A 23,237-nucleotide genomic window follows, 5' to 3' on the forward strand; every position below is an offset into this window, starting at 1 on the left:
GACGCTGTCGCCCTGGTGCGTTTCAGGCGCGAGCGAGGACGAGGGCCACGTTTTGCCCGCCGAACGCGAAGGACGTGCTCAGCGCAGCGCCGATCGTCGCGGCGCGGCTGGCGCCCCTGACGACGTCAAGCCCGCACGCGGCATCGTCGGGCGCCAGGTTCAGCGTGGGCGGGATGAGGCCGGTCTCCAGCGAGCGGACGGTCGCGATCGCCTCGACCGCGCCAGCGGCGCCGACCAGGTGGCCCGTGGCGCCCTTGTTCGCGGTGACGGTGGCGTGCCCCAGCCCCGCCGCGCGCAAGGCGGTGGCCTCGGCGGCGTCGCCCACCTCGGTGGAGGTCGCGTGGGCGTTGACGAGGTCGACGTCACCGGGGGTCAGCCCGGCCCGGCTCAGCGCGGCGTCGATGGCGGAGCGCTGGCCCGTTCCCTCGGGATCCGGTGCCGTGATGTGGAAGGCGTCGGAGGTGATGCCCCATCCGGCCAGGCGGGCGCGCACGCGGGCGCCGCGCGCGGCGGCGAAGGCCTCGCTCTCGAGCACGACGATTCCGGCGCCCTCCCCGAGCACGAAGCCGCGCCGGTCCGCGGCGAACGGGCGAGAAAGGGTGGTCGGGTCCTCGCCCGGGTGGAGGGTCGCGAGGGCCTGCGACTGCGCGAAGGCGGCCAGCGTGAGCTCGGAGAGGGCGGCCTCGGCGCCGCCGGCGAGCACCACGTCGGCCTCGCCGGCCGCGATGAGCCGGGCGCCGTGGGCGATGCCCTCGGCCCCGGCCGCGCAGGCCGAGACGGGCGTGTAGGCGCCGCCGCGAGCCCCGAGCTCGATGCTCAGCTGTGACGAGGCGGCGTTGGCCATGAGCATGGGGACGGTGCGCAGAGAGACCCGGCGTGCCCCGCCCTCGCGCAGGCGATGCTCCTGCTCGAGGGTCGTGTTCAGGCCGCCCACACCGGTGCCGAGGCTGATCGCCAGGCGTGTGCCGTCGACCTCCGGGGAGCCGGCGTCGGCCCAGGCCTCCCGGCCCGCCAGCAGGGCCCAGCGTTGGGTGGGATCGAGCCGGCGGGCGTTGGCCCGGCCGAGAGCGGTCTCGGCGTCCACCTCCGCGCGGCCCACGGCGGCACGGCCGGAGGGGAAGCGCCCCGGGTCTAGGTCCAGGGCGCGCACACCGGAGCGCCCGGCGATCAGCCCGTCCCAGAGCGCGGCGACACCGCCGCCCAGCGGCGTGATCGCCCCGTAGCCCGTGATGACGACGTCCATATCTCAACCTCTTTCTTGTATTGCGTACAAACAAAGTTGTACGGCATACAATCTATCCATGTCCAGTTCCCCCGCCCCGTCCCCGGCCTCGTCGTCGACCGCGAACCGGCAGGGCGCCCGCACCCGCGCCCTGATCCGCGCCGCCGCCTCGGCGCTGGCACTGACGCGCACCCCGGGCCAGTTCACGGTGAAGCACGTGGCCGAGGCCGCCGGCGTGTTCCCGAACCAGATCACCCACCACTTCGGTTCAAAGGACCGCCTGTACCTCGAGGCAGCCTTCGCCCTGCTGCTGCGCGACTCCGGCCGACTGACCCGCGTGGCGCGGGGTGCGAGGAGCCCCGAGGAGTTCGGCCGGGCCCTGGCCCGCACCGCCCTCGCGCTGCCTTCGCTGCCCTCCCTCACCTCCGCGCTCGCGCTCGCCAGGGGGCACGAGGAGCTCGGGCAGCTGGCCAGCGGATACCTGAAGGTGCTCTTCGCCCGCTCCGAGCGCTTCCTCGAGCGGCGGCTGCAACGCGAGGGCTGGGCCGCCGGCCACGGCGTGGCGCGCGCGAGCAAGACCTTCTGGGTGGCGGTCTTCGGGGCGGTGCTGGCGCACGAGGCGGGCTTCGCCGGCGGCCCCACCGACCTGGACATCGCCTCCGGGCTGGCGCTGACGCGGGGGAGCGGCTCTGCCACGATGGGTTCATGATCTCTTCGCTGACGCTGCCGGTCACCCTGGCCTCTCGAGCGGGAACGCTGCGCCTCGAGGCCGCCGTTCCCGGTGACCTGGATGCCCTGATGGCCCTCCTGGCCGACGACGCGGTGTCGGCGTCCCGCGGCGATGTCGCCGCCGAGGGGGACAGGGAGCGCTACGCCGCCGCGCTCGCCGCGATCCAGGCGGATCCCTCCAACGTGCTGCTCCTGGCGCGCGACGGCGGCGGCGTGGCGGTGGCGACGATGCAGCTCACCGTGATCCCCGGGATGGCCCGCCGCGGCTCAACGCGGCTCCTGGTGGAGGCCGTGCGCGTGTCCTCCGAGCGGCGCTCGGCGGGGATCGGCGGGGAGATGATGCGCTGGGTCATGGGCCCCGCCGCGCTCGCGTGCGGTGCCTCGCTCGTGCAGCTGACCTCGGACGCCGCCCGCGTCGACGCGCACCGCTTCTACGAGCGGCTCGGCTTTGTTGGCTCCCACGTGGGCTTCAAGTACCACGTCCCCGGTGGGGCGGCGTGATGCGCGGGGACGCCCTGGCCGCCAAGCCCACGCTGCGCGGCGAGCGGGTGCTGCTGCGCCCGTTCACCGAGGAGGACATCGCGGCGATGGGCCCCATCCTGGCCGATCCGGAGGTGCAGATCCTCACCGGCTCGGTGGGGTCCACGGCGGAGGCCGCCGCGGCCTCTCCGGAGCTGGATGAGCGCACCCTCGAGTGGTACCGCAGCCGCGCGGCGCAGCCGGACCGGCTCGACCTGGCCATCGTCGACGCCGCGACGGGGCGCTGCGTGGGCGAGGCGGTGCTCAACGAGCTCTCCGTCGAGGACCGCTCCTGCAACTTCAGGATCCTCATGGGGCCGGAGGGGCGCGGGCGCGGCCTCGGGACGGAAGCCACGCGGCTCACCGTGGCCCACGGGCTCTCGGCGGGCCTGCATCGCATCTCCCTCACCGTGTTCACGTTCAACCCGCGGGCCCGCCGGGCCTACGACAAGGCCGGCTTTGTCCACGAGGGAACGCGTCGAGACGTCATGGAGTTCGACGGCGCGTGGCTGAGCGAGGATCTCATGTCCGTGCTCTCCACCGATCCGGGTTGGGTGCGCGCATGAGTCAGTTCGAGGCGTTCTGGACGCGGGTGTTGGCCTCCGCCGAGCCGGAGGCGATCGAGCGGGCCGAACGGACGCTTGCCGCCGTGCAGGGCTTCGACGTGGAGCTGGAACTGAGCGTGTTCACGGACGAGGACGCTCCCTGGCTTCCCTCCGTCTGGGTCACGCCCATGGGGCGGCAGCACTGGGAGGCGGCGCGCGCGAGCGATGCATCGCGGCAGCTGCTCAACGTGAGTTTCGGCGAGGACGGGGAGGTGCACCTCAACGCAGAGGAGGCGCCGCTGGGTGGGATCTTCGAGCCCATGACGAAGCCGGAAGACCCCCGCGCGGCACTCGGTGCGCTGATCGCGGCCTGGATCGGGCGGATCTGGGACGAGCGCTTCGCGGACCGCGCTGAGGCCGTGGTCCGGCAGGCCGACGGCTGCTAGCGGGGCCGCCGCGCGTGTGTGGGCTACGGGTCCGTCGCGAAGTCCAGGGCGACGGCGGCCGGATAGCTGCCGTCGAAGGCGTAGGGGTGGTGGCGCACGCCGCGCGCGTTCCGGAGGGTGACGAGCGCTGAGGACCCGTCGGTCGAGGCGCTCAGGAGCAGGCCGGTTCCCGTGCTCGCGAGATCGTCCGGGCCCGAGGCGAGGTCGCGCAGGAGCTCCACCCAGTCGAGGTGCGGGCCACCGGCCTCGATGGGAGGCAGCTCGCCCTCGTGCGGCGGGTCCAGGGCGATGCCGGCCTCGGTGAGGAGCCGATGCAGCTCACCCCGGGTGGCCCCGAGCGGCACGGTCACCTCGCGGCCCGCCGCGCTCAGCACGACCGCGCCCTCCCGGACGCTGAACGCCGTGCACACGAAGCGCTCCTGCCCGCGCTCGAGCTCCGAGAGCTCAAAGAGCAAGGTTCCGAGATCCATCACGCCCCTTCCTGCGTGGGCGCTCGCCAGAGCAGGCCCTCGCGTCCGCCACCGATGATGCCACGCATCCCGGCCGCGCCGGCCAGCGGCTCGAAGCCCGCCGCGCGGTGCATGGCGACGCTCGCTACGTTGTCCGCCGCGCACACCGAGAACAGCTCCTCGCCGCGCGCCGCCGCCCACCCGGCGCGGGCCAGCACTAGGGCAAGCCCGACCCCGCGGCGCCTGGCCACGGAACGGACCAGGGAACCACCCAGATACAGCCCGGCGGGGGCGGGGCCGAGCGATTCACCCCAGCGATGGGTCTTGCCAAAACCGAGCAGCGCGCCCGTGGCGGCGTCCGCCGCCACCACGGCGCAGGCGTCCACCTCGTGGATCGCGGCCGCGATCGCCGGGGCGCTCGTGTCCCGGCGATCGGCCGAGTACAGCGCCAGCACCCTCGCCACGTCCCGCGCGGTGGCCGGCCGCACCACCCAGCCCCGAGGCGCGGGGGCGTCCGTTGCGTCGCGCCCTCCGCGCGGCGCCGGCGCGGCCTGCCTGGCCTCTCGCTGCCCCGGCTCGCCGGGGGCGCTCACGCGGCTCATCGCGCCCGCCGGTCTCGGCCGGGCCGCACGCCGGCGCCGCGAACGCGAGACGACCCCGTGGCATCCGGCAAGGAAGGCGGCGCTGGCCCCGGCTGGCAGCGCGGGCACCAGAACACGTCCCTCGCGACCGAGCGCAGATCGCTGCTGTCGCCACCCACGTAGCCGCGGGCCAGCGTGGGGTCGGCGAGCGGCGCGCTCTCCACGCGCCCGTGGGCGCGCGGGCAGGGGCGCCCCGCCCGCCCGTAGACCCAATACCGCTCCGGCCAGCTGGGACCTGCGGTGCGCCGGGAGGCGCGCTGCGCGTTCTCCCTGAGTTGCGCCGCGGCGACCTCAAGCACGCGAGCCAGCGCCGCGTCGTCGTGCTCTCCCACACGGGAGAAGGGAGAGAGCCCGGCCACGAAGAGCGACTCGGAGCGGAAGATGTTCCCGATCCCGGCGACCACGCGCTGATCGAGCAGGGCGGCGCCGAGCAATCGCTCGGGATCGGCGCGCAGCAGCGCGAGCGCGAGCTCCGCGTCCCACGCGTGGATCGGATCGGGGCCGAGTGCTGCCACGATCTCCTCGCGCCGGGGCTGCGTGATGGCCTCGAGCACGCCGAGCTGCACGCCAAGCAGCTGCGCGTGTTCCGTCTCCAGGACGGCGCGGACCCGGGCGGCGGGGACGGTCCAGCGCTCGCCGGGGGCGAGCACGAGCCAGCGCCCCTCCATGAGCAGGTGGGAATGGATGACGTCGCCGCCGTCCACGCGCAGGAAGAGGTGTTTGCCGTACGCGGCGACCTCGGTGATGGCCCGCCCGCGCAGATCCAGGGTGGCCATGGAGGGCACGCGGAAGTCGCTGCGCACGAGCGGGGTGTCCATCAGGAGCGGGCGCAGGCTCCGCTCCACGCGGGCGAGGGAGTCGCCTTCCGGCATGTTTCAGCCCTCGAGCGCGCTCACGACGCCGGCGGCGTGTTGAGCTGCCAGGAGACGCCGAAGCGGTCGTTGACCCAGGCGAAGCGCGGGCTGAAGGGGTATTCCCCGGCGGGCATGAGCGTGCCGCCGCCCTCGCCCAGCGAGGCGGCGAGCGTGTCCACCTGAGCGGCGTCGTCCACGTCGAGGAAGAGCGAGAGCGAGGGCGTGAAGTCGAACGCGTGGTTCACGAAGGAATCGAAGTAGCGCAGGCGCTGGCCCGCCACCACGAGGAAGCCGGCGGCGACGGTGCCCGCGGGGCCCGGCCCCGCGTCGTCGTACAGCTCCTCCGATTCGAGTGAGGCGGCGACGCCGGCGGCGGCGAACGCCTCGAGGGTGGCCGTGGCCCACGCCCGGGCCGTGCCGCCCTGGAACATGAGGAAGGGGGTCAGCGCTGCCATGGGAGCCTCCGGGTGATCGCTGGCTTGCTCGGGAGACCAGCCTACAAACACCCCCGGACGCACCGCCCGGTTAGGGTGAAATCCATGAGCGGATTTCATGTGCTTCCGGGCGCCGGCATCGAGGCAGCGCTCACCGTCAACCCCCGGCAGTACCTCGTGGGGGACCTGGCCCGGCCGCAGGAGCTCGCCAACCCGACGGTGGGCGCCACGGAGATCGGGATCGTCGACTACGCCGAGGTCTCGCTTGAACCGCCGCACTTCCACCCCGAGAACGGCGAGTTCATCTACGTGCTGGCCGGGCGGATCCTCATGTGGGATCTGGACGCGGACGTCGTCCACACCCTGAACGCCGGGGACTTCCTGGCCATGGCGCCCGGCCATCCCCACGCGCAGAAGTCGGCGGCCGGCACGCGGCTGCTCTTCGTGAAGTCCCCGGGCGGGAACGACAAGACGCTCCTCGAGCTCACGCCCGAGATCCTCGCCTGGCAGCGCGACGCCGTGGTTTAACCCCGCCAGCGCAGCCCCGAGGGCAGCGTCCCGAAGCCGGCCGCCACGAGCGCGCGCGCCACGGGCGTGCCGAGGATCGCGAGACCGTTGACCTTCTGCATGCTCATCTTCTCCACGCGCGCCGTGCACAGCGCCTCGGCCAGGGCCGGTGCGGCGGCGGCGAGCACGCCCTCGCGCTCGTCGAAGCACAACAGCGTCTTGCCGCCGCGCTCGACGTAGAGCACCAGCTCGCCGTCCACGAGCACCACCACGGCGCCGGCCTTGCGGCCCGGGCGGTGCCCCGTGGCGGTCGCCGAGGCGCCCTCCGGCACGGGCAACGACGGCCACGCGAGGGCCGCGCCGTAGGGGTTGGCCGGGTCGGTCGCGGCCAGGGCCAGCGCCACGGGCGCCTCCCGGCGCGCGTCCTCGTCCCGCGCGTGCGAGCGCAGCCGATCCACCGTGGCGGCCGTGGAGAACTGGGCGGCGCCGAGCCGCTCCACGAAGTAGCCGCGGCGCGCGATGCCCTGCTCCTCCATGCGCGAGAGCACCTTGTAGAGCATCCCGAAGCCGCCGGGCACGTCCTCGGCCTGCACCGAGCCCTTCGTCAGCACGCCGTAGCGGTCAAGCAGCACCTCGCTCGTAGCGTGGGCGCGCAGCGTCGCGTCGGGTTCGGGCGTGGGTAGCAGGCTCCACCGCCCCTGGGCCGCCGGCAGCGACGGAGGCGCGGCACGCCCCGAGCCGTAGCGCTCAATGCCCGACGGCGCCCGCTCGCCACCCGGCGCGGCCCCCGTTGCGGGGCGGCCGGCACCGGATCCGTCCGCGCCGGCGTCGCCCGCCCAGCCGCCGCCCGAGGCGGCGCCGAACGCGTCGGGTGAGCCCGCGCCGTCGGGCCTGAGGCCCCGGCCGAGCCCCGCCCCGTAGCCGCGCGCGCGCAGCCCGCGCACGTGGCCGAGGCGCGCCGTGCGGGCGCGCGGATCGCTCTTGCGCTTGTGGGCCGCCTTGCCGCCCGAGAGCATGCCGCGGACGGCGCCGTAGGAGTCGTTCGTGATGAGCCCGGCCCACACGAGGTCCCACAGCGCGGCGGCGAGTTGGGCCTCGGGGACGTGGCCCTCGCCCTCGAGCCGCGCGGCGAGCTGGCCGAGGAACCAGCCGCCGCCGCCGGCGAGGGCCTCGAGGATGCGCAGGTGCAGGGCGCTCGGCTCGAAGTCCTCGTCGCGGCGCAGGGTGAGGGGAGCGGAGTCGGAGAGGTGCAGGGACACCCAGCCGTCGTCGCCCGCGAGGGAGCCGGCGCCGGAGAAGATGACCTCGCCCGAGGTGAGCAGCTCGTCCAGCCAGGCCGGCTGGTAGCCGCGGACGCGCGAGGGCAGGACGAAGCCCTCCCAGGCGCTGGCCGGGACGGGCACGCCCGCGAGCTGTTCCACCACGAGGGCCACGCCGTCGACGCCGCGCAGCTGCTGGGGAAGGTACTGCCAATCGGCGAGGAACCGGGCGAGCGCGGGCTGCTCCACGGGCTCCACCTCGGCGCGCAGGGCGGCGAGGGAGCGGCGGCGGATGCGGCGCAGGATCTCCTTCTCGCACCACTCCTGCTCGCCGCTGGGCGCGGGGCGGTACTCGCCCGGCGTGACGCGCTGCTCCTGCGCGAGGCGCTGAAGGGTCTGGGTCACGACGGCGCCGGCGAGGCCGAGCGCGGCGGCGGCCTCGCTCGCGGTGAACGGGCCGTGGGTGCGGGCGTAGCGGCCCACGAGGTCACCCAGCGGGTCCGGGACGGGCTCCACGAAGGCGAGTGGCACGCCCATGGGCAGGGCCACGCCGAGGGCGTCGCGCAGGCGGGAGGCGTCCTCGATCGCGGCGTAGACGGCGCGGCCGTTGAGGTGAACGGCGAGGGCGCGGCGGCTCGCGACGAGCTCCTGTGCCCAGGCCTCGGCCTGTTCCGCGCTCGCGTGGGGTGCGTCCTCGACGTCATCCGTCGCCGCGGGGTCCCGCAGGCGCGCCGCGAGCTCGTCCGCGGAGAGCGGGCCGAGCAGGCGCAGGAGGTCCGCGGCGCCCTCGAGCCCGCGCAGGCGGCGCTGCGGGGCCAGGCGTTGGGCCTCGGCCTCGACGGCCAGCATGACGTCGGCGTCTAGCAGCTCGCGCAGCTCCTCGCGGCCCAGCAGATCGGCCAGGAGAGAGGGGTCGAGCGAGAGCGCGGCGGCGCGGCGTTCGGCGAGCGGCGAGTCGCCCTCGTAGAGGAACTGGGCCACGTAGCCGAAGAGGAGGGACTGCGCGAAGGGGCTCGGCGCCTGCGTCTGCACCTCGACCACGCGGATCTTGCGGGACTGCAGGGCGGTCGCGAGCGCGTTGAGGGCCGGCAGGTCGTAGACGTCCTGGAGGCACTCGCGCACCGTCTCCAGGATGATCGGGAACTGCGGGTACTTGGCGGCGACCTCCAGGAGCTGCGAGGCGCGCTGGCGCTGCTGCCACAGGGGCGTGCGCTTGCCAGGATCGCGGCGGGGGAGCAGGAGGGCGCGCGCGGCGCACTCGCGGAAGCGCGCGGCAAAAAGCGCCGAGCCGCCCACCTCGGCGGTCACGGCCTCCTGCAGCTCGTCGGGGTCGAAGAGGAAGAGCTCGGCGCCCGGCGGCTCGTCGTCCATGAGCGGCACGCGCAGCACGATGCCGTCGTCCGCCGCCATGGCCGAGCCGTCCAATCCGTAGCGCTCGTGCAGGCGCGCGCCCACGGCGAGGGCCCACGGCGCGTGGACCTTCATGCCGTAGGGGGAATGCAGGATGACGCGCCAATCGCCCAACTCGTCCTGGAAGCGCTCGAGCACCAGGGTGGTGTCGCTCGGAACGGTCGCCGTGGCCTCGAGCTGCTCGCGCAGATAGGCCAGCAGGTTGTCCTGCGCCCACTCGTCCAGGCCCATCGCGGCGAGGCGCTCGCGGGCCGGCCCGTCCTCGGCGCCGGCGAGCTCGCGCTGGAACGCGCCCTGCGCCGCGCCGAGCTCGGCAGGGCGGCCCAGGCCGTCGCCGTGCCAGAACGGCAGCTTGCCCGGCTGGCCGAACGCCGGCGTGACGAGCACGCGGTCGTGCGTGATGTCCTCGATCTTCCAGCTCGTGGCGCCGAGCGCAAAGACGTCGCCCACACGGGACTCGTAGACCATCTCCTCGTCCAGCTCGCCCACGCGGCGATTGCCCGTGCCGGCGTCCTCGGAGCCGGCCAGGTACACGCCGAAGAGCCCGCGGTCGGGGATGGTGCCGCCCGAGGTCACGGCGAGGCGCTGGGCGCCGGGGCGGCCCTCGATCGTCCCGGCGTCGCGGTCCCAGATGACGCGCGGGCGCAGCTCGGCGAACTCGTCGGAGGGGTACTTGCCCGCGAGCAGGTCAAGCGTGGCCTCGAAGGCGCTGCGGGGGAGCGAGGCGAACGGCGCGCTGCCGCGCACCAGCTCGAACCATTCCTCCACGTCGATGGGCCCCAGGGCACAGGCCGCGACGGTCTGCTGGGCCAGGATGTCCAGCGGGTTCGCGGGGACGGCCATGGACTCGATGCGCCCGGCGAGCATGCGTTCCACCGTGATGGCGCTGGAGACGAGGTCGCCGCGGTGCTTGGGGAAGAACACGCCGGTGGACGGCGCGCCCACCTGGTGGCCGGCGCGGCCCACGCGCTGCAGGCCGGAGGAGACGGAGCCGGGGGCCTCGACCTGGATCACGAGGTCCACGAGGCCCATGTCGATGCCGAGTTCAAGCGAGCTCGTCGCGACGACACAGCGCAGCCGGCCCGACTTCAGGTCGTCCTCGATCTGCGCGCGGCGTTCCTTGGAGACCGAGCCGTGGTGCGCGCGGGCGAGCAGCTCGGGCGCGCCGGCCGTCTGCCCGGCCTGGGCCATGACCTGGGCCGGAGCCCGGTTCGCGGGCATTCTCCAGTTCGCTTCCATGCTCGACGACGCATCCGCGCCCGGGTGCCCCGGGGCACCCGGGGTGCCGTCCCCGGCACCCGGCCACGTGGCGTCGGGCAGGAGGGCCCCGCCAGGGGCGGCGGCGGGCACCCCACCCGGCCACGCGGCGTCGAGCACCTCGGAAAGCTGGACGGGCGCGCCCTCGTCGCCGTCGGCGGCGAGGCCCCGGCCAAAGGCGGCCGGCTGAAGGATCTCGCGGCTCGAGGAGCCGATGCCGCCCACCGTGAAGGCCGGGCCCTGCTCGGTGAGGCCCAGGCGCGCGGCGTGGATCTCGTTGAGGCGGCCCGTGAGGCGCTCGGCGAGACGGCGGGAGTTGGCGAAGACGATCGTGGAGTTCTTGGCCTCGATGAGGTCGACGATCTTTTCCTCGACGTGCGGCCAGATGGACGCGTTGGGCTCGGGGGAGGAGCCGGGGCCGAGGTCGTGCGCGGCGGAGGCGCTGGGCAGGTCCGCCATGTCGGGCACGGGGACCGTGATGGTCAGGTCCCAGGCCTTGGTGGACTCGGGGGCCACGATCGCCACGGGGCGCGAGCCGCCGAGGAAGCGGGCCACCTCCTCGCGGGGCTCCACGGTGGCGGAGAGGCCGATGCGCTGCGCCGGCTGCGGCAGGATCGCGTCGAGGCGCTCGAGGCTGAGGGCCAGGTGGGCACCGCGCTTGGTGTTGGCGACGGCGTGGACCTCGTCCACGATGACCGTGTCCACGCGCGTGAGCGACTCGCGCGCCTTGGACGTGAGCATGAGGTAGAGGGATTCCGGCGTGGTGATGAGGACGTCTGGCGGGTGGCTCGCGAGGGCGCGGCGCTCGGCCGGGGTGGTGTCGCCCGAGCGCACGCCGACCGAGACCTCGGGGACGGGGACGCCCAGGCGGCGGGCCGTCTGCGTGATGCCGATGAGGGGCGAGCGAAGGTTGCGCTCCACGTCAACACCGAGGGCCTTGAGCGGGGAGATGTAGAGGACGCGGGTGCCCTCGTTGTGGTGCTTGCGTTTGGCGGCTTGTGCTTTGTCCTGGAGCGAGGCGCGCGGGGCGATGGCGCCCGTGGCCGGGTCCAGCCCCGGCAGGGTGCCCTGGCCCTGGGCGTTTCTGATGAAGGAGTCGAGCGCCCACAGGAACGCGGACAGGGTCTTGCCCGAGCCGGTGGGGGCGATGACGAGGGCGTGGTGGCCCCGGCTGATGGCGTCCCACGCGCCGATCTGGGCCGTGGTGGGCGCGGGAAAGGCCCCCTGGAACCACTCGCGGGTGGCGGGGGAGAAACGCTCAAGCACGCTCGCGGCGCTCGGGGATTGCGGCATCATGGTCAGGGTACGCGTGGAGGGCGACGAGATGCCCTTCGCGGACCGGACGTGATGAGGCGCAGGCGATGGTGGCGGACAAGATCAACAGCGGAGACGACGAGAAGCGCAGCTTCCTGCCGCTCGTGGTGGGGTTGATCGCGCTCGCCTTGGTGGTGGGGTTGATCGTCTACATCTCGCTCGCCAACGGCGGCGAGGAGAAGAACGAGCCGGCCGCCCCGCGGGCGATCGCCGGGTACAGCTACTCCCAGGTGCTCTCGCGTCAGGAGGCCCAGGCCGTGGGGATGTTCGACGCCGGGTCGCTGGGTTCGGGAACCTCCCTCACCCTGGAGCGGGCCGATTGGCCCGGTCTGGTGGATGCCGTCGAGATTGCCGCGGCGTCCTGGGGCGACGGGGCGGACCAGCCGGCGTTGAGGGCCGCCACCGCGGTGGTGGAGCGGGGGAACTTCCTCGACAACGAGCTCATCGACAACGGCCACCCGCGCACGCAGCTGCCGTCCATGAGCATCGAGGCCACGCGAGCCCAGTGGGAGGCGACCCTGGCCGTGCTGAAGGAGGCCCAACCGCGGGTTGGCTCGGACGCGCAGCCGGCGCTGGGGCGGGCCATGGCCTCGATCGAGGCGCAGCTGAAGAAGTAGGGTCCGCGGTCAGCCTTCTAGCGGGCGCAGGGACTTGACGACCTTCATGGGGAACTTGCTCGAGACCTTTTGGATGCCGGGCATGGCCAGCAGCGTGCCCGAGAGGAACTTCTCGTAGGTGGGCAGGTTCTCGACGGCGACGCGCGCGAAGTAGTCGGGCTGGCCGAAGAGGCGGTAGACCTCCAGGACCCCGTCACAGCCGGCCATCGTCTGTTCGAAGCGCTCGACCGTGGCGGCCGAGAAGTCGGTGAGCTCGATGTCGAGGATGACCTCGAACGAGGTCTTGTCCGCGCTGGGGCTGACCAGGGCCTCGTAACCCAGCAGGACGCCGTCGTGCTCTAGCTTCTGCACGCGGCGCAGGCAGGGGCCCGGCGTGAGGCCCACGCGGTCGGCGAGGGCGACGTTGGAGATGCGCGCGTCCACGCGCAGGGTTTCGATAATTGCGCGATCGATTCTGTCCACGCTCAATCGTTGCACAGATCGGCAAGTTGCGCGCCGCAGACAGCATCCGGTTGCGCGGGTTTGGGGGCGCAATATTGTGGTATCAAAACGTCGAACGGCGTGCTGTGGTCAGGGCGGAGTGTAGGCCCCCTGACGGCAGCACGCCGTTTGTCGTTTTCGCCTGGGCGCGGGGCCGCGAGGACGCGCCGAGTACGCTGGCGGCACCACACACGAGCCTAGGGGGACGCCGTGGCCTTCGAGTCACAGGACCTGGACATCACGTTCGACGCGCCGATCGGCGTTCGGATCAAGGGCGAGACCTGGCCCTGTGTGGAGCTGCCCGGGTCCAAGGAGATCTTCGGGACGGGGAAGTCGGTCAAGGTCGTGGGGACCGTCGACGGGCTGCCGCTGACCAGCGCGTTCATGCCCACGGGCAGCGGCGGGCACATGGTCTCGATCTCCGCGAAGCTGCGCAAAGCGCTCGGCAAGGACGTCGGGGACACCGTGACGATCCACCTCAGCAGGCGGCTGATCTAGGGGGAGTCATGTACTTCGGAACGTTGCTCATGGTGTTGGTCTCGGTGCTGGCGCTGGCGCTGCTGGTGTTCATCGTGGCGTTGACGGTGAGGGCCTCGAGCCGCCGTCGCGCGGGCACGGGGCAACGCCCGGCCTCCGACGAGGAGGTTCTGCTGATGCAGCAACAGCAGTTCAACCAGAACCTGCTGAACCCACCCCCGCCTCCGCAGCCGTAACCGCCGCCCTCGGCCGCGAACGGTTTGCTGTACGGAGAGCGGCGAGCAAACCGTTGCGCGTCCAGGAAACCGCGGTGTGCCACCGAACCCGGCCACGCGTCGTCGGGCACCCCGCTGGCCCTCACGAAAAACCGCGCCCTCCTGAACAAAACGCGTCCTCGAGGACGCGGATTGTTCAGGAGAGCGCGGAAAACGCGGAGCTCGGCCCCGAGCAGAGCAAAGGCTCCACGATTCCGGCCACAACCCCCGCCGAAAGTGGCGGGTTTGTCCGAAAACGTGGAGCCCAAGCCCCGGCACGGCAAAGGCGTCAGTGCGTGGACGGCTCCTGGGCCACCTCGGTGCGGTCGCCGCTCCACAGCGTGTGGAAGGTGCCCGGCTTGTCGACGCGCTTGTAGGTGTGGGCGCCGAAGAAGTCGCGCTGGCCCTGGACCAGGGCGGCCGGCAGGCGGTCCGAGCGCAGGCCGTCGTAGTAGGCAAGCGAGGAGGAGAACGCCGGGGCGGGGATGCCCTGGCCGGCGGCTTGGATGACCACGCGGCGCCACGCGTCCTGCGCGGACTCGAGGTGCTCGCGGAAGTACGGGGCCAGCAGCAGGGCCGGCAGCTCCGGCTCGGCGGCGTAGGCCTTCGCGATGGTGTCGAGGAACTGGGCGCGGATGATGCAGCCGGCGCGCCAGATGCGGGCGATCTCGCCCTTCTTGACGTCCCAGCCGTACTTCGCGGCGCCGGCGACGATCTCGTCGAAGCCCTGCGAGTAGGCCACGATCTTCGAGGCGAACAGCGCCTGGCGCACGTCCTCGATGAACGCGTCGGCGTCGTCGACGGCCACGGCGGACGGCCCGGCCAGGCCCTTGGCAGCGGAACGCTGCCCCGCGGCGGAAGAGAGCGAGCGCGCGAACACTGCCTCGGCGATGCCGGTCACCGGCACGCCCAGATCAAGCGCGTTCTGCACGGTCCAGGCGCCGGTGCCCTTGGCGCCGGCCTGATCCAGGATGACGTCGACGAGCGGCAGCTCCGTCTCGGCGTCCACCTGGCGCAGCACCTCGGCGGTGATCTCGATCAGGTAGGAGGAGAGCTCGCCCTGGTTCCACACCGAGAACACCTCGGCGATCTCGGCGGGGGTCTTGCCCGTGCCGCGGCGAATCAGGGCGTAGGCCTCGGCGATGAGCTGCATGTCGGCGTACTCGATGCCGTTGTGCACCATCTTCACGAAGTGGCCGGCGCCGTCGGTGCCGACGTGCGTGACGCACGCGGTGCCGTCCTCGGCGCGCGCGGCGATGGACTCGAGGATGGGGCCGAGCGTCTCGTAGGAGCGCACGGAGCCGCCGGGCATGATGGACGGGCCGTTGAGCGCGCCCTCCTCGCCGCCGGAGATGCCGGTGCCCACGAAGTGGATGCCCGTCTCGCGGATGCGGGCCTCGCGCTCGATCGTGTCGTGGAAGTTGGCGTTGCCGCCGTCCACGATGATGTCGCCGGGCTCGAACACGGCGAGCAGCTCGTCGATGACGGCGTCGGTGCCCTTGCCGGCCTGGACCATGATGATGGCCGTGCGCGGGGTGGACAGGGACGCGGCGAACTCCTCGTAGGAGAAGGCCGGCACAAACTGCGCCTCCGGGTGGGCGGAAACCAGCTCATCGGTGCGGTAGCGCGAGCGGTTGAACACCGCCACGGTGTTGCCCTCGCGGGAGGCCAGGTTGCGGGCCAGGTTGGAGCCCATGACGGCCAGGCCGACCACGCCGATGTTGGCGCTTGCCTGCTGGTTCTCAGACATGTTGTTCCTTCTCTCGCGGCGTGCTGCCGCGTTCTGTGCTCGAGGACCGAGAACGGTCCTCAGTAGAACTCGTGGGTATCGATGCGGTTCTTCAGCGGCTCGCCATCGAGCAGGCGCCGGGCATTGAAGACGAGCAGCTCCGCGATGAGCCGGTCCTCGTCCCTGTTCATGGTGGCTGCGTGCGGTGAGACCAGCACGTTGGGGAGCTCCCACAGTCGGCTCTTGGACGGTAGCGGTTCCGTCTCGAACACGTCCAGCGCGGCGAACCCCACATGACGCGACTCGAGCGCCTCGGTGAGGGCCGCCTCGTCGATCACGGTGCCGCGGCCCACGTTGACGACGGTGGCGCCGGCGGGCAGTGCGGCGATCACCGCGCGGGAGACAAGATGACGCGTGAGGACCGTGGCGGGCAGCGTCACGATGAGCGCGTCGGCGTTGGCCGCCGCCTCTTCGAGGCGGTCGGGATGCACGACGGCGTGGGCGTGGGGATCGCTCGTGGCGTGCCGGCTGGTGCCGGTCACGTGGGCGCCCAGGGCGCTCAGGAGGCGGGAGACCTCGCGGCCGATGTGGCCGAGGCCCAGCACGAGGATGCGGGCTCCGGCGAGGCCGCGCGGGAAGTCGCCGCGGTCCGGCCACACACGGGCGGCCTGCTGGGCCTTGAGCTCGGGGACGCGCTGGAAGCCGGCGAGGACGCCCAACAGGGCAAACTCGGCGAGCGGGCGGGCGTGCACGCCCGCGCTCGAGGTGAAGGCGATGCGTTCGAGCGTTGAATCGTCCAGGCCACCGGCGCCGATGAGCGAGCCGCCGCCGGCCGCGGTCGTGGCGACCCAGCGGACCGAGGTCGTGCAGACGCGGGCCACCTGGGCCGGGTCCTCGTCCGGGATCCCGTAGACGGCGTCCGCGCGGGCCAGGAGGGCGTCGAAGGCCGCCTCCTGCTCGGGGGTGCGCTTGAAGTCAGCCTCGCCGTAGTGGTCGGAGGGGAAACGCTGGGCCGGGATGAGCGAGGGCTCGTGGAGCAGCTCGATCCGCGGCTCGGCGCGCAGCACGGCCTCGGCGTCGGCGGGCAGGGGCGTGGCGATGGCCAGCTTGAGGCGCGGCTCAGACATGGTGGTAGGACCCTCCGCCGGAGATCTCCTGGGCGCGGTAGACCTGCTCCGTGAGCATGAGCCGGACCAGTTGGTGCGGGAAGACCAGCTCGGAGAGCGACCAGATGAGGTTGGCACGCTGGTGCACGGAGGCGTCCACGCCGTAGGCGCCGCCGATCACCACGGTGACATGCTTGCCGGCGTCCAGCGGTTTGCGCAGCGCGGTGGCCAGGCCGGGGGAGGAGAGCATCTTGCCGCGCTCGTCCAGGAGCACGAGGAACTCGTCCGGCTTGATCTTGGCCAGCAGCCGGCCGGACTCCTCCTCGCGGGCCGCCTGCTCCTGCCTCGAGGAGTGGGGGATGAGCTGGTAGTCGAGGTCCCAGGGCTTCTTGAGCCGCTTGGCGTAGCGCTCGATCCCCTCGGAGACCCAGGACTCGTGCTTCTTGCCAACGGCCAGGACCCGGATGCTCATGGTGTCCATTGTTCCAGGCCCGGGCCGCGGCCGGTGCGTGCGTGTCGCCGCGGACACGCACGCCCCGCAAACGCTCAGCCGTTGATGTGCGCGTCGACCACCGCGCCGAGCCGCAGCAGCTCCTCGTCGCGACCCCGCCGGCCCTGCACCGTGAAGCCGGAGGGCAGTCCCGCGGGGGTGCGCCCGCCGGGGAGCGTCAGCATCGGGGCGCCGAGCATGGTCCCGGCTCCCGTGTGCCGCGTGTACAGGCCGAACGCATCCACGCGCTCGCCTCGATGGCTCACGCTCTGCCCCTGCTCCACGAGGGGTGCCACGGCCGGGGTGGTGGGGAAGACGAGGGCGTCGAGGCCCGCACCGGTGAGCAGCGCCTCGTACCCCTCGCGGGCTGCAAAGGTGGAGCGCAGGGCCTCGGCGTAGGCATCGTCTCCCACGGGGTGCGACAGCGTGGATTCGAGGATCCCCCGGACATCGGCGCTTGCGACGCCGTCCACGAGCCGGCGGTACGCGGCCTCGGGCGGGGCACCGAACGCCGCCGCCGCCACCTCGCTCAGCAGCCGCTTGGCCTCCCACAGCACCACCGGCATCTCGGCCGCCCGCGTGTTCTCGAGCACCGGGCCCCAGTCCACGCTCACGACCTCGACGTCCTCGAGCCGTTCGAGGGCGGCGTTGAAGAGTGCCTCCACCTCGGGGTCAAGGTCAAGCAGGTACTCCCGGGGCACGCCGACGCGGAGGCCGGCGGGCCCCTCGCCGAGCGCCCCGCGGGAGGTGATGATCGCGTCGGCCTCGACCACGCCGGCGAGCGAGCGCGCAAACAGGCCGGGGGTGTCGCGGGTGAAGGACAGCCCCACCAGGCCGCCGGCAGGGTAGCGCCCGGTGCTCGGACGGAAGCCGTAGACGCCGTTGAGCGCTGCGGGAATCGACACGGAGCCGCCGGTGTCGGTTCCCACCCCCAGGTCGGCGTGCCCGCGGGCCACGATGGCAGCGGCGCCGCCCGAGGAACCACCGGCCGAACGGTCCGGATGACCGGGCACCGTGACGGGCCCGTAGCTCACGTTGTCCGAGGTGATGCCGAAGGCGAGCTCGTGCATATTGCTCGTGCCGAGGATCCTGGCCCCGCCGCGCCGCAGGGCGGCCACCACGGGGGCATCCGCCGCGGCGACGTCGCCGGAGAGCCCGGTGCACCCGGCCGTGCGCGGCAGGCCCCGCACGGCGATGTTTGCCTTGATGGTCACGGTGGGCCCGGCGCCGGGTGCGTGCGCGGTGCCGGCCTCCTGCTCGGCCAGATCGATCCAGTCCCCGGGGTAGGGAAAGCCGGCAGGGGAAACGGTGCTCATCGGGACAGCTCCTCGAGGTTCTTGCCCTTGGTCTTCGGTGCCAAGAGGTTAATCAATGCCCCGGCGGCGAGGAACGCCGCGAGGCCAAACATGGTGCCGGCGAGCGGCAAGGTGCCCAGCGCGCCCACCATGACGAAGACGCCGAGACCGCCGCCCACGTGGCCGATCGAATCGGCGAGGGCGTAAGCGGTCGTGCGCACCCGGGTGGGGAACACCTCGGCCGTGAGGGCGTACTGGGCGGGGACCCAGATGTTCTGGCCGAAGAACAGCACGAGCGCTCCGGCGAACATGAGCAAGGGAGAACCCGCCCCGGCCGAGACAACGCCGGCGCCGAGCAGCGTGATCGCCGCGCCGATCAGCATCCACCACTTGCGCTCCACCCTGTCCACCACGCTGCGGGCCACGAAGGCGGCGATGATGAAGCCGAGCAGGCCCACTGCGGAGACCATGCCAGCGGCGCTCGGGCTGTAGCCGAGCCGCACCAGGACGGACGTGAAGGCGCCGGAGAAGGCGTACACGGTGACGTAGCCGAGCATCCAGGCGAGCCCCAGGACGACGAGGCGCCGCAGGTACACGGGAGAGGTGAAGAGCTCGCGGATCCCCGCCCACAGCCCGGCGGACCCGGCCGCGGCGGGCTCGTCAGCCTCCGCCGCGTTGGCGTCCTCGGGCAGCAAGGGAGTGCGGGAGGTCGCCAGCGTCTCCATGCGCTGGACCACGGCCGCTGCCTCCCCGAGCCGCCCGCGCTCGGCGAGCCAGCGCGGGGATTCGGGCAGGGAGATGCGCAGGAAGAGGGAGACCACGGCCAGGATCGCCCCGATGCCGTAGATCCAGCGCCAGCCGGAAGTGAACTGCTCCGAGGCGAGCGCCACGGGAAGGGCCTCGGGCCACGGGCCCATGGGCGTCGTCAGGAACAGCCCGAGCCAGATGCCGAGCGCCGAGCCGAAGGCGGCCATGATGAACAGCAGGCTTGTGTAGCGCCCGCGCAGTCGCCGCGGCGCCACCTCGCTGACGAACACGTTGATGATGGCCAGATCGGCCCCCACCCCGATGCCCGTGATGAAGCGCGAGGCGACGAAGTGCCATTCGTTCATGGAGAAGGCGGAGTACGCCGAGCCGAGACCTGTGATCACCATGGAGGCGATCAGCATGCTGTGTCGGCCGAAGCGGTCGGAGAGGGGGCCCAGGACGAGGGCGCCCACGGCGTACCCGACGAGGCTCATGAAGACGGGAAGTCCCACGAGGGCGTCGGCGCCCCGGGCCGAGCAACCGTCGATGATCTGCGTGCAGGTCTGCACGAAGGAGACGTTGATGTTGAAGATGTCGTACTGGACAAACAGCATGCCCAGCCCGATCGTGAGCACGGAGGTCAGGCTCAACCCCCAGCGGGGGAAGCGATCAATCCTGCGGAGGATGGACGAGCGACTCGGCGGCGCTGCGTGTGGTGCTGACATGGCTGGCTCCTGGGACGGGCGATGCTGACATCACCGAGTCTGTGAGCTGCGTCATGCCGCCACCATCGTCACTTTTGATGATGGGTGAGGAAGAACGTCGCCAATCCGGCACGGTTGCTGGCGCCGGTCTTGTCAAAGGCGTGGCGAAGGTGCGTGCGCAGGGTGGGGGCCGACATGCCGAGCTCCGCGCAGATCTCCCGATCCGCGTAGCCGCGCGCGACGAGGGCGGCGACCTCCGCCTCACGCGGCGTGAGCTGCGGAACGGAGGACGGGGTTTCTGGGGCCCACAAGCGCGACACGAGGTCCCCGAGGCTCTGCAGCGTGCGCCCGTCCTCGACATCGAAGGGGCGCTGCCGCGACCCGCGCCAGACCCGCAGGTCCACCGTGCCCACGTCCGTGGCGGAGGGGAAGTAGTTCATCCCGTGGTGCATGTTCCGGCGGTGCAGGAAATCGTGCACAAACTCGTCGCTGTGTCCCCGCACCAAGGTGACGCGCGAGGTGGCTCGGCGCCGGAAGAGGGTGGGGGTCAGCCGGTCCACGTGGCGAAAGTGCCCCTCGTACGCCGCCACCATGTCACTGCCGAGGTGAATCTCGACGGGATCTGAGTACGGGCCCGTGGGATCGCAGACGTAGGACACGAAGACCTCGGCGTCGAGGAGCTTGAGCAGGACCTCACCGAGATCGTTGCGCCGCTCGGCGGCGGGCGCGTTCGACAGGGCGATGTCGATGGCATCGGCGGTCAGGGCCCTCACACGGTCCACGCTGCCCCCTTTCGAACGCGGTGGGTGGAGCAATAATCATGATGTCACCGGCGCGCGGCCGGCACCAGATCGCGACACCGCGGCACGCAAGGGCCCCGCCACCGCGAGGGGAACAAGCGGTGACGGGGCCCTGCAGGTTAGGCCGGCGGTGAAGCCGACCAAGCGTCGTCGTGCCCCGAAAGCGAGGGCGCGGCGACGGTGGCGCCGGCTCAGCACGGCCGGCGCCACGGGATCAGGCGTTGACGCCCAGCACGGCGGCCTTGCCGGCCGTCAGGATGCGCGTGGTGGTCGTGATGGAGGTCAGCAGGCCCTCGATCTCGGCGGCGCGGCGCTCCAGCGGCTCGAGGCCGTTGCCGCCCATGAGCTCCTCGAACAGCGACAGCGCGACGGTGGCGCGCAGGTCGAACATGTCGAAGTTGGCGACGATCTGGCGCCACTGCTCGGTGGCGCGGATGCCGCCGTCGGCGCCGTAGGACACGAAGGCCACCGGCTTGCCGTTCCACTCGGGGGCGAGGGAATCGAAGGCGTTCTTCAGGGCGCCGGGGACGCCGTGGTTGTACTCGGGGGTGATGACGATGTAGCCGTCCAGCTCGTCGATCTTGGCGGACCAGGCCTGCTGGGCGTCGTTGTCGTAGTTGCGGTTGGCCATGCCCGGCAGCAGGGCGGAGTCCAGCAGCGGCAGGTTGAAGTCGGCCAGGGCGACGATCTCGAAGCTCAGGTCCTCGGTCTCGAACGCGGCGGAGTGCTCCTTGACCCAGCGGGCGACGTGAGCAGAGTTGCGGCCCTCGCGGACGGAACCGGAGATGATGCCGATCTTCATGGGGTACAGCCTTTCGGTCGATACAGCGGGGATGACTTCCCCGCCCTCTCTGAGAAGTTGAAGCGTCAGGCAATGCCGCATCATTCCCCTGGGCCGTGTGATGTGACTCACGCGCTGTTGGCGATCCCCCAGATTCCGCGCCTACCCTCGCGTGCATGCAACACCCAATGGGCCAGCGGGCCTCCTTGCGCCGTCTCCTCTCCCCGCGGGTCGGGCTCCTTCAGGGAACGACGGCGGGCGGCGGCCCGGGCGGGAACCCCGCCTCGGTGGGCGGCGGGAAGCGCTGGGTGTTGTGGTTGGCCGTCACCGCGGCCGTCCTCTCGGTGGTGGCAGCCGTTGGCATCTACGAGTCGCTGGGCGAGGAGGACGATCTCGCCGCCTACGACCGGCCGGTCCTCGACTTCTTTGCGTTGCACCGTCTGTCCTGGCTGACCCCGGCCGTCGCGGCCTTCACGCGGATCGGCTCCGCACCGGTGCTGAGCGTGATCCTCCTGCTCCTCGTGGGCATCCTGTGCTGGCGCCGCCGCAGCCTGTACCCGCTGCTGTTGCTGGCGGGCGCGGCCGCCGCTTCGGTGCTGCTCACGGTGGCGTTGAAGAACGCGCTGGATCGGCCCAGGCCGCCGTACGAGCTGGCCGTGCCTCCCTTCGAGACCTCGGGGTCCTTCCCGTCCGGGCACACGCTGAACTCCACCGCCCTGGCGCTGGTGCTGTGCTACCTGATGCTGCGCTTCAGCCGCCCGCGCCCCCTCAAGCTCGTCGCCATCGGGGTCGCCCTGATCTACATCGCCGCCATGGGCGTGTCCCGGCTCTACCTCGGGGCCCACTGGCTCACCGACGTGGTCTCGGGCTGGGCGCTCGGCCTCTTGGTGGCCGCGCTCGCCGTGGTGGTCGATCGACTGTTGCTGTGGCGAGCCCCTGCGGTGATCGTCGCGCCGCCCGCCCCGGGGACGGGCGGCGAATCGCCGGGCGGGGACCCCGTGTCGGCTTAGGCCGCGCCCTCGCGGGTGGAGGCGTCGACGCGAGGCGCGATACCCACGGGCTCGGCCGGTCCGTCGTCGAGCCCGGCGAGGAAGGCCTCGTAGGCCGGGTCGCTCGCCTCGAGCACGCGCAGCACGTTCTCGTGGGCCAGAGCGCGCAGCTCCGGCTCGCTCCAGCGGCGCGAGCGCAGCTCGTCCAGCAACGCCGGGTAGGTGGAGACGTCCTCGAGGCCCACGGGCATGAGGTCGGTGCCGTCGAAGTCGCCGCCGAGGCCCACGGCATGCACGCCGGCCACCTCGCGCACGTACTCCACGTGATCGGCTACCTGGGCGAGCGTCGCCTGCGGCACCTCGGCGGGGCGCTCACCCTCCGGCAGCTCCCAGTAGTCGCGCACCTCCTGACTCACGAAGCGCGGAACGAAGGTCACCATCTGCACTCCGCCGGCCTCGCCGATCGCCCGCATGACGTCGTCCGGCACATTGCGCGGGTGATCGCAGATGGCCAAGGCCGAGGAATGCGAGGTGAGCACGGGCCGGGTGGAGACCTCAAGCGCCGCGCGCATCGTGGTGGGCGCCACGTGGGAGAGGTCGACGAGCACGCCGATACGGTTCATCTCCCGCACCACGTCGCGCCCAAAGTCGGAGAGGCCTCCGTGGCGCGGCGCGTCCGTGGCGGAGTCGGCCCACTCGGTGGTCCGATTCCAGGTCAGGGTCATGTACCGCATCTCCGCCCTGGCGTACTGGCGCAGCACCGCGAGCGAGGAGTCGATCTGCGCGCCGCCCTCGGAGCCCATGAGCGAGGCGATCTTCCCGGCCTTGAGGGCCGCGCGCACCTCGGCGGCGGTGCGGGCCAGCGCCAGCTCGCCCGGCGCCGCGGCGACGAGCCGGTGCACAAAATCGATCTGTTCAAGGGTCGCGGTGACCTGCTCGGCCCCCTTCAGCACCGGATCCACCCAGAGCGACCAGAACTGGGCCGCCAGGCCGCCCTCCCGCATGCGCGGGACGTCCGTGTGCAAGCCGGGGACGGCGCCGTCGAGCCCCTGGGCGGTGTAGCCGCGCTTCTCGCGGCTGGCCCACGGGAGGTCGTTGTGGCCATCGATGACGGGGATCATGGGGGCTCCTGCACAGGGGACGGGGATGGGACCCAGGCTAGCCCTGCACCTCACACCCGAA

Annotated in this window: 24 protein-coding genes; 9 read left to right on the plus strand and 15 right to left on the minus strand. The window is 72.3% G+C overall.

The window, feature by feature from the left end:
• Nucleotides 1-22: 22 nt before the first annotated feature.
• A complete protein-coding gene (locus DWB68_RS09195; RefSeq protein ID WP_119424845.1) occupies nt 23-1,243 on the minus strand; it encodes a beta-ketoacyl-[acyl-carrier-protein] synthase family protein in 1,221 nt (406 codons plus the stop codon).
• Between the two features lie 58 nt (nt 1,244-1,301).
• Between DWB68_RS09195 and DWB68_RS09200 the strand changes: the two genes are divergently transcribed.
• From DWB68_RS09200 to DWB68_RS09215, 4 genes are read left to right on the plus strand one after another with little or no spacing between them, the layout of a single operon-like run.
• Complete coding sequence (locus DWB68_RS09200; protein ID WP_119424846.1) at nt 1,302-1,931, plus strand: TetR/AcrR family transcriptional regulator C-terminal domain-containing protein; 630 nt, start codon at nt 1,302-1,304, stop codon at nt 1,929-1,931.
• Nucleotides 1,928-2,452: a GNAT family N-acetyltransferase gene (locus DWB68_RS09205; protein ID WP_119424847.1), complete on the plus strand. Its 525-nt coding sequence runs from the start codon at nt 1,928-1,930 to the stop codon at nt 2,450-2,452. Before DWB68_RS09200 ends, DWB68_RS09205 begins: the two co-directional genes overlap by 4 nt.
• Nucleotides 2,452-3,036: a GNAT family N-acetyltransferase gene (locus DWB68_RS09210; RefSeq protein WP_119424848.1), complete on the plus strand. Its 585-nt coding sequence runs from the start codon at nt 2,452-2,454 to the stop codon at nt 3,034-3,036. The genes DWB68_RS09205 and DWB68_RS09210 overlap by 1 nt, the downstream gene beginning before the upstream one ends.
• Nucleotides 3,033-3,461, plus strand: a complete 429-nt coding sequence (locus DWB68_RS09215; protein ID WP_119424849.1) for a DUF6389 family protein — start codon at nt 3,033-3,035, stop codon at nt 3,459-3,461. The genes DWB68_RS09210 and DWB68_RS09215 overlap by 4 nt, the downstream gene beginning before the upstream one ends.
• A gap of 23 nt (nt 3,462-3,484) precedes the next feature.
• On the opposite strand, the gene DWB68_RS09220 is transcribed toward DWB68_RS09215, so the two are convergent.
• Genes DWB68_RS09220 through DWB68_RS09235 form a run of 4 tightly spaced genes read right to left on the minus strand, consistent with a single transcriptional unit; the run spans nt 3,485 to nt 5,860 of the window.
• The gene (locus tag DWB68_RS09220; RefSeq protein WP_147391630.1) at nt 3,485-3,934 is read right to left on the minus strand and encodes a hypothetical protein; all 450 of its coding nucleotides are present in this window, start codon (nt 3,932-3,934) and stop codon (nt 3,485-3,487) included.
• Entirely contained in the window at nt 3,931-4,503 is a 573-nt protein-coding gene (locus DWB68_RS09225) for a GNAT family N-acetyltransferase (RefSeq protein ID WP_158588271.1), read from the minus strand. Before DWB68_RS09225 ends, DWB68_RS09220 begins: the two co-directional genes overlap by 4 nt.
• A 5-nt stretch (nt 4,504-4,508) precedes the next feature.
• Entirely contained in the window at nt 4,509-5,423 is a 915-nt protein-coding gene (locus DWB68_RS09230; protein ID WP_119424852.1) for a DNA-formamidopyrimidine glycosylase family protein, read from the minus strand.
• Between the two features lie 20 nt (nt 5,424-5,443).
• Nucleotides 5,444-5,860: a VOC family protein gene (locus DWB68_RS09235; protein WP_119424853.1), complete on the minus strand. Its 417-nt coding sequence runs from the start codon at nt 5,858-5,860 to the stop codon at nt 5,444-5,446.
• 84 nt (nt 5,861-5,944) lie between these two features.
• Between DWB68_RS09235 and DWB68_RS09240 the strand changes: the two genes are divergently transcribed.
• Nucleotides 5,945-6,367: a cupin domain-containing protein gene (locus DWB68_RS09240; RefSeq protein WP_119424854.1), complete on the plus strand. Its 423-nt coding sequence runs from the start codon at nt 5,945-5,947 to the stop codon at nt 6,365-6,367.
• On the opposite strand, the gene DWB68_RS09245 is transcribed toward DWB68_RS09240, so the two are convergent.
• The gene (locus DWB68_RS09245) at nt 6,364-11,568 is read right to left on the minus strand and encodes an Lhr family ATP-dependent helicase (protein WP_233548703.1); all 5,205 of its coding nucleotides are present in this window, start codon (nt 11,566-11,568) and stop codon (nt 6,364-6,366) included. The two genes, DWB68_RS09240 and DWB68_RS09245, sit on opposite strands and share 4 nt — an antisense overlap.
• Nucleotides 11,569-11,633: 65 nt before the next feature.
• Between DWB68_RS09245 and DWB68_RS09255 the strand changes: the two genes are divergently transcribed.
• The gene (locus tag DWB68_RS09255; protein ID WP_119424855.1) at nt 11,634-12,203 is read left to right on the plus strand and encodes a hypothetical protein; all 570 of its coding nucleotides are present in this window, start codon (nt 11,634-11,636) and stop codon (nt 12,201-12,203) included.
• A gap of 9 nt (nt 12,204-12,212) precedes the next feature.
• Here the strand turns inward: DWB68_RS09255 and DWB68_RS09260 are convergent, their stop codons facing one another.
• Nucleotides 12,213-12,665, minus strand: a complete 453-nt coding sequence (locus DWB68_RS09260; RefSeq protein ID WP_119424856.1) for an Lrp/AsnC family transcriptional regulator — start codon at nt 12,663-12,665, stop codon at nt 12,213-12,215.
• A gap of 228 nt (nt 12,666-12,893) precedes the next feature.
• Here DWB68_RS09260 and DWB68_RS09265 point away from each other — a divergent pair, with 228 nt between their 5' ends.
• Both DWB68_RS09265 and DWB68_RS09270 read left to right on the plus strand, forming a co-directional pair.
• Nucleotides 12,894-13,181 (plus strand): DUF1905 domain-containing protein, encoded by a 288-nt coding sequence (locus tag DWB68_RS09265; protein ID WP_119424857.1) that lies wholly within the window; start codon nt 12,894-12,896, stop codon nt 13,179-13,181.
• Nucleotides 13,182-13,189: 8 nt separating this feature from the next.
• Nucleotides 13,190-13,396, plus strand: a complete 207-nt coding sequence (locus tag DWB68_RS09270; protein WP_119424858.1) for a hypothetical protein — start codon at nt 13,190-13,192, stop codon at nt 13,394-13,396.
• A gap of 307 nt (nt 13,397-13,703) precedes the next feature.
• On the opposite strand, the gene gndA is transcribed toward DWB68_RS09270, so the two are convergent.
• The 7 genes from gndA to DWB68_RS09305 form a co-directional block, all read right to left on the minus strand.
• Nucleotides 13,704-15,164, minus strand: coding sequence for an NADP-dependent phosphogluconate dehydrogenase (gndA, locus tag DWB68_RS09275; RefSeq protein ID WP_119424859.1), 1,461 nt, complete (start codon nt 15,162-15,164; stop codon nt 13,704-13,706).
• Nucleotides 15,165-15,223: 59 nt separating this feature from the next.
• The gene (locus DWB68_RS09280; RefSeq protein WP_119424860.1) at nt 15,224-16,270 is read right to left on the minus strand and encodes a D-2-hydroxyacid dehydrogenase; all 1,047 of its coding nucleotides are present in this window, start codon (nt 16,268-16,270) and stop codon (nt 15,224-15,226) included.
• On the minus strand, nt 16,263-16,721 hold the full coding sequence (locus DWB68_RS09285) for a 23S rRNA (pseudouridine(1915)-N(3))-methyltransferase RlmH (RefSeq protein ID WP_119424877.1): 459 nt from the start codon (nt 16,719-16,721) through the stop codon (nt 16,263-16,265). The genes DWB68_RS09280 and DWB68_RS09285 overlap by 8 nt, the downstream gene beginning before the upstream one ends.
• 74 nt (nt 16,722-16,795) lie before the next feature.
• On the minus strand, nt 16,796-18,055 hold the full coding sequence (locus tag DWB68_RS09290; RefSeq protein WP_119424861.1) for an amidase family protein: 1,260 nt from the start codon (nt 18,053-18,055) through the stop codon (nt 16,796-16,798).
• Nucleotides 18,052-19,506 (minus strand): MFS transporter, encoded by a 1,455-nt coding sequence (locus DWB68_RS09295; RefSeq protein WP_119424862.1) that lies wholly within the window; start codon nt 19,504-19,506, stop codon nt 18,052-18,054. Before DWB68_RS09295 ends, DWB68_RS09290 begins: the two co-directional genes overlap by 4 nt.
• Nucleotides 19,507-19,574: 68 nt before the next feature.
• Nucleotides 19,575-20,267 carry a helix-turn-helix transcriptional regulator gene (locus DWB68_RS09300; protein ID WP_119424863.1) on the minus strand — a complete coding sequence of 231 codons (693 nt, stop codon included), beginning with the start codon at nt 20,265-20,267 and terminating at the stop codon, nt 19,575-19,577.
• Between the two features lie 232 nt (nt 20,268-20,499).
• Nucleotides 20,500-21,087 carry an NADPH-dependent FMN reductase gene (locus DWB68_RS09305; protein WP_119424864.1) on the minus strand — a complete coding sequence of 196 codons (588 nt, stop codon included), beginning with the start codon at nt 21,085-21,087 and terminating at the stop codon, nt 20,500-20,502.
• Nucleotides 21,088-21,242: 155 nt separating this feature from the next.
• Here DWB68_RS09305 and DWB68_RS09310 point away from each other — a divergent pair, with 155 nt between their 5' ends.
• On the plus strand, nt 21,243-22,076 hold the full coding sequence (locus DWB68_RS09310) for a phosphatase PAP2 family protein (RefSeq protein WP_147391631.1): 834 nt from the start codon (nt 21,243-21,245) through the stop codon (nt 22,074-22,076).
• On the opposite strand, the gene DWB68_RS09315 is transcribed toward DWB68_RS09310, so the two are convergent.
• Nucleotides 22,073-23,176 carry a dipeptidase gene (locus tag DWB68_RS09315; protein ID WP_119424866.1) on the minus strand — a complete coding sequence of 368 codons (1,104 nt, stop codon included), beginning with the start codon at nt 23,174-23,176 and terminating at the stop codon, nt 22,073-22,075. The genes DWB68_RS09310 and DWB68_RS09315 overlap by 4 nt on opposite strands.
• Nucleotides 23,177-23,237: the final 61 nt, after the last annotated feature.

The sequence above is a fragment of the Galactobacter valiniphilus genome (assembly GCF_003575975.1).
GTDB classification, from domain to species: domain Bacteria; phylum Actinomycetota; class Actinomycetes; order Actinomycetales; family Micrococcaceae; genus Galactobacter; species Galactobacter valiniphilus.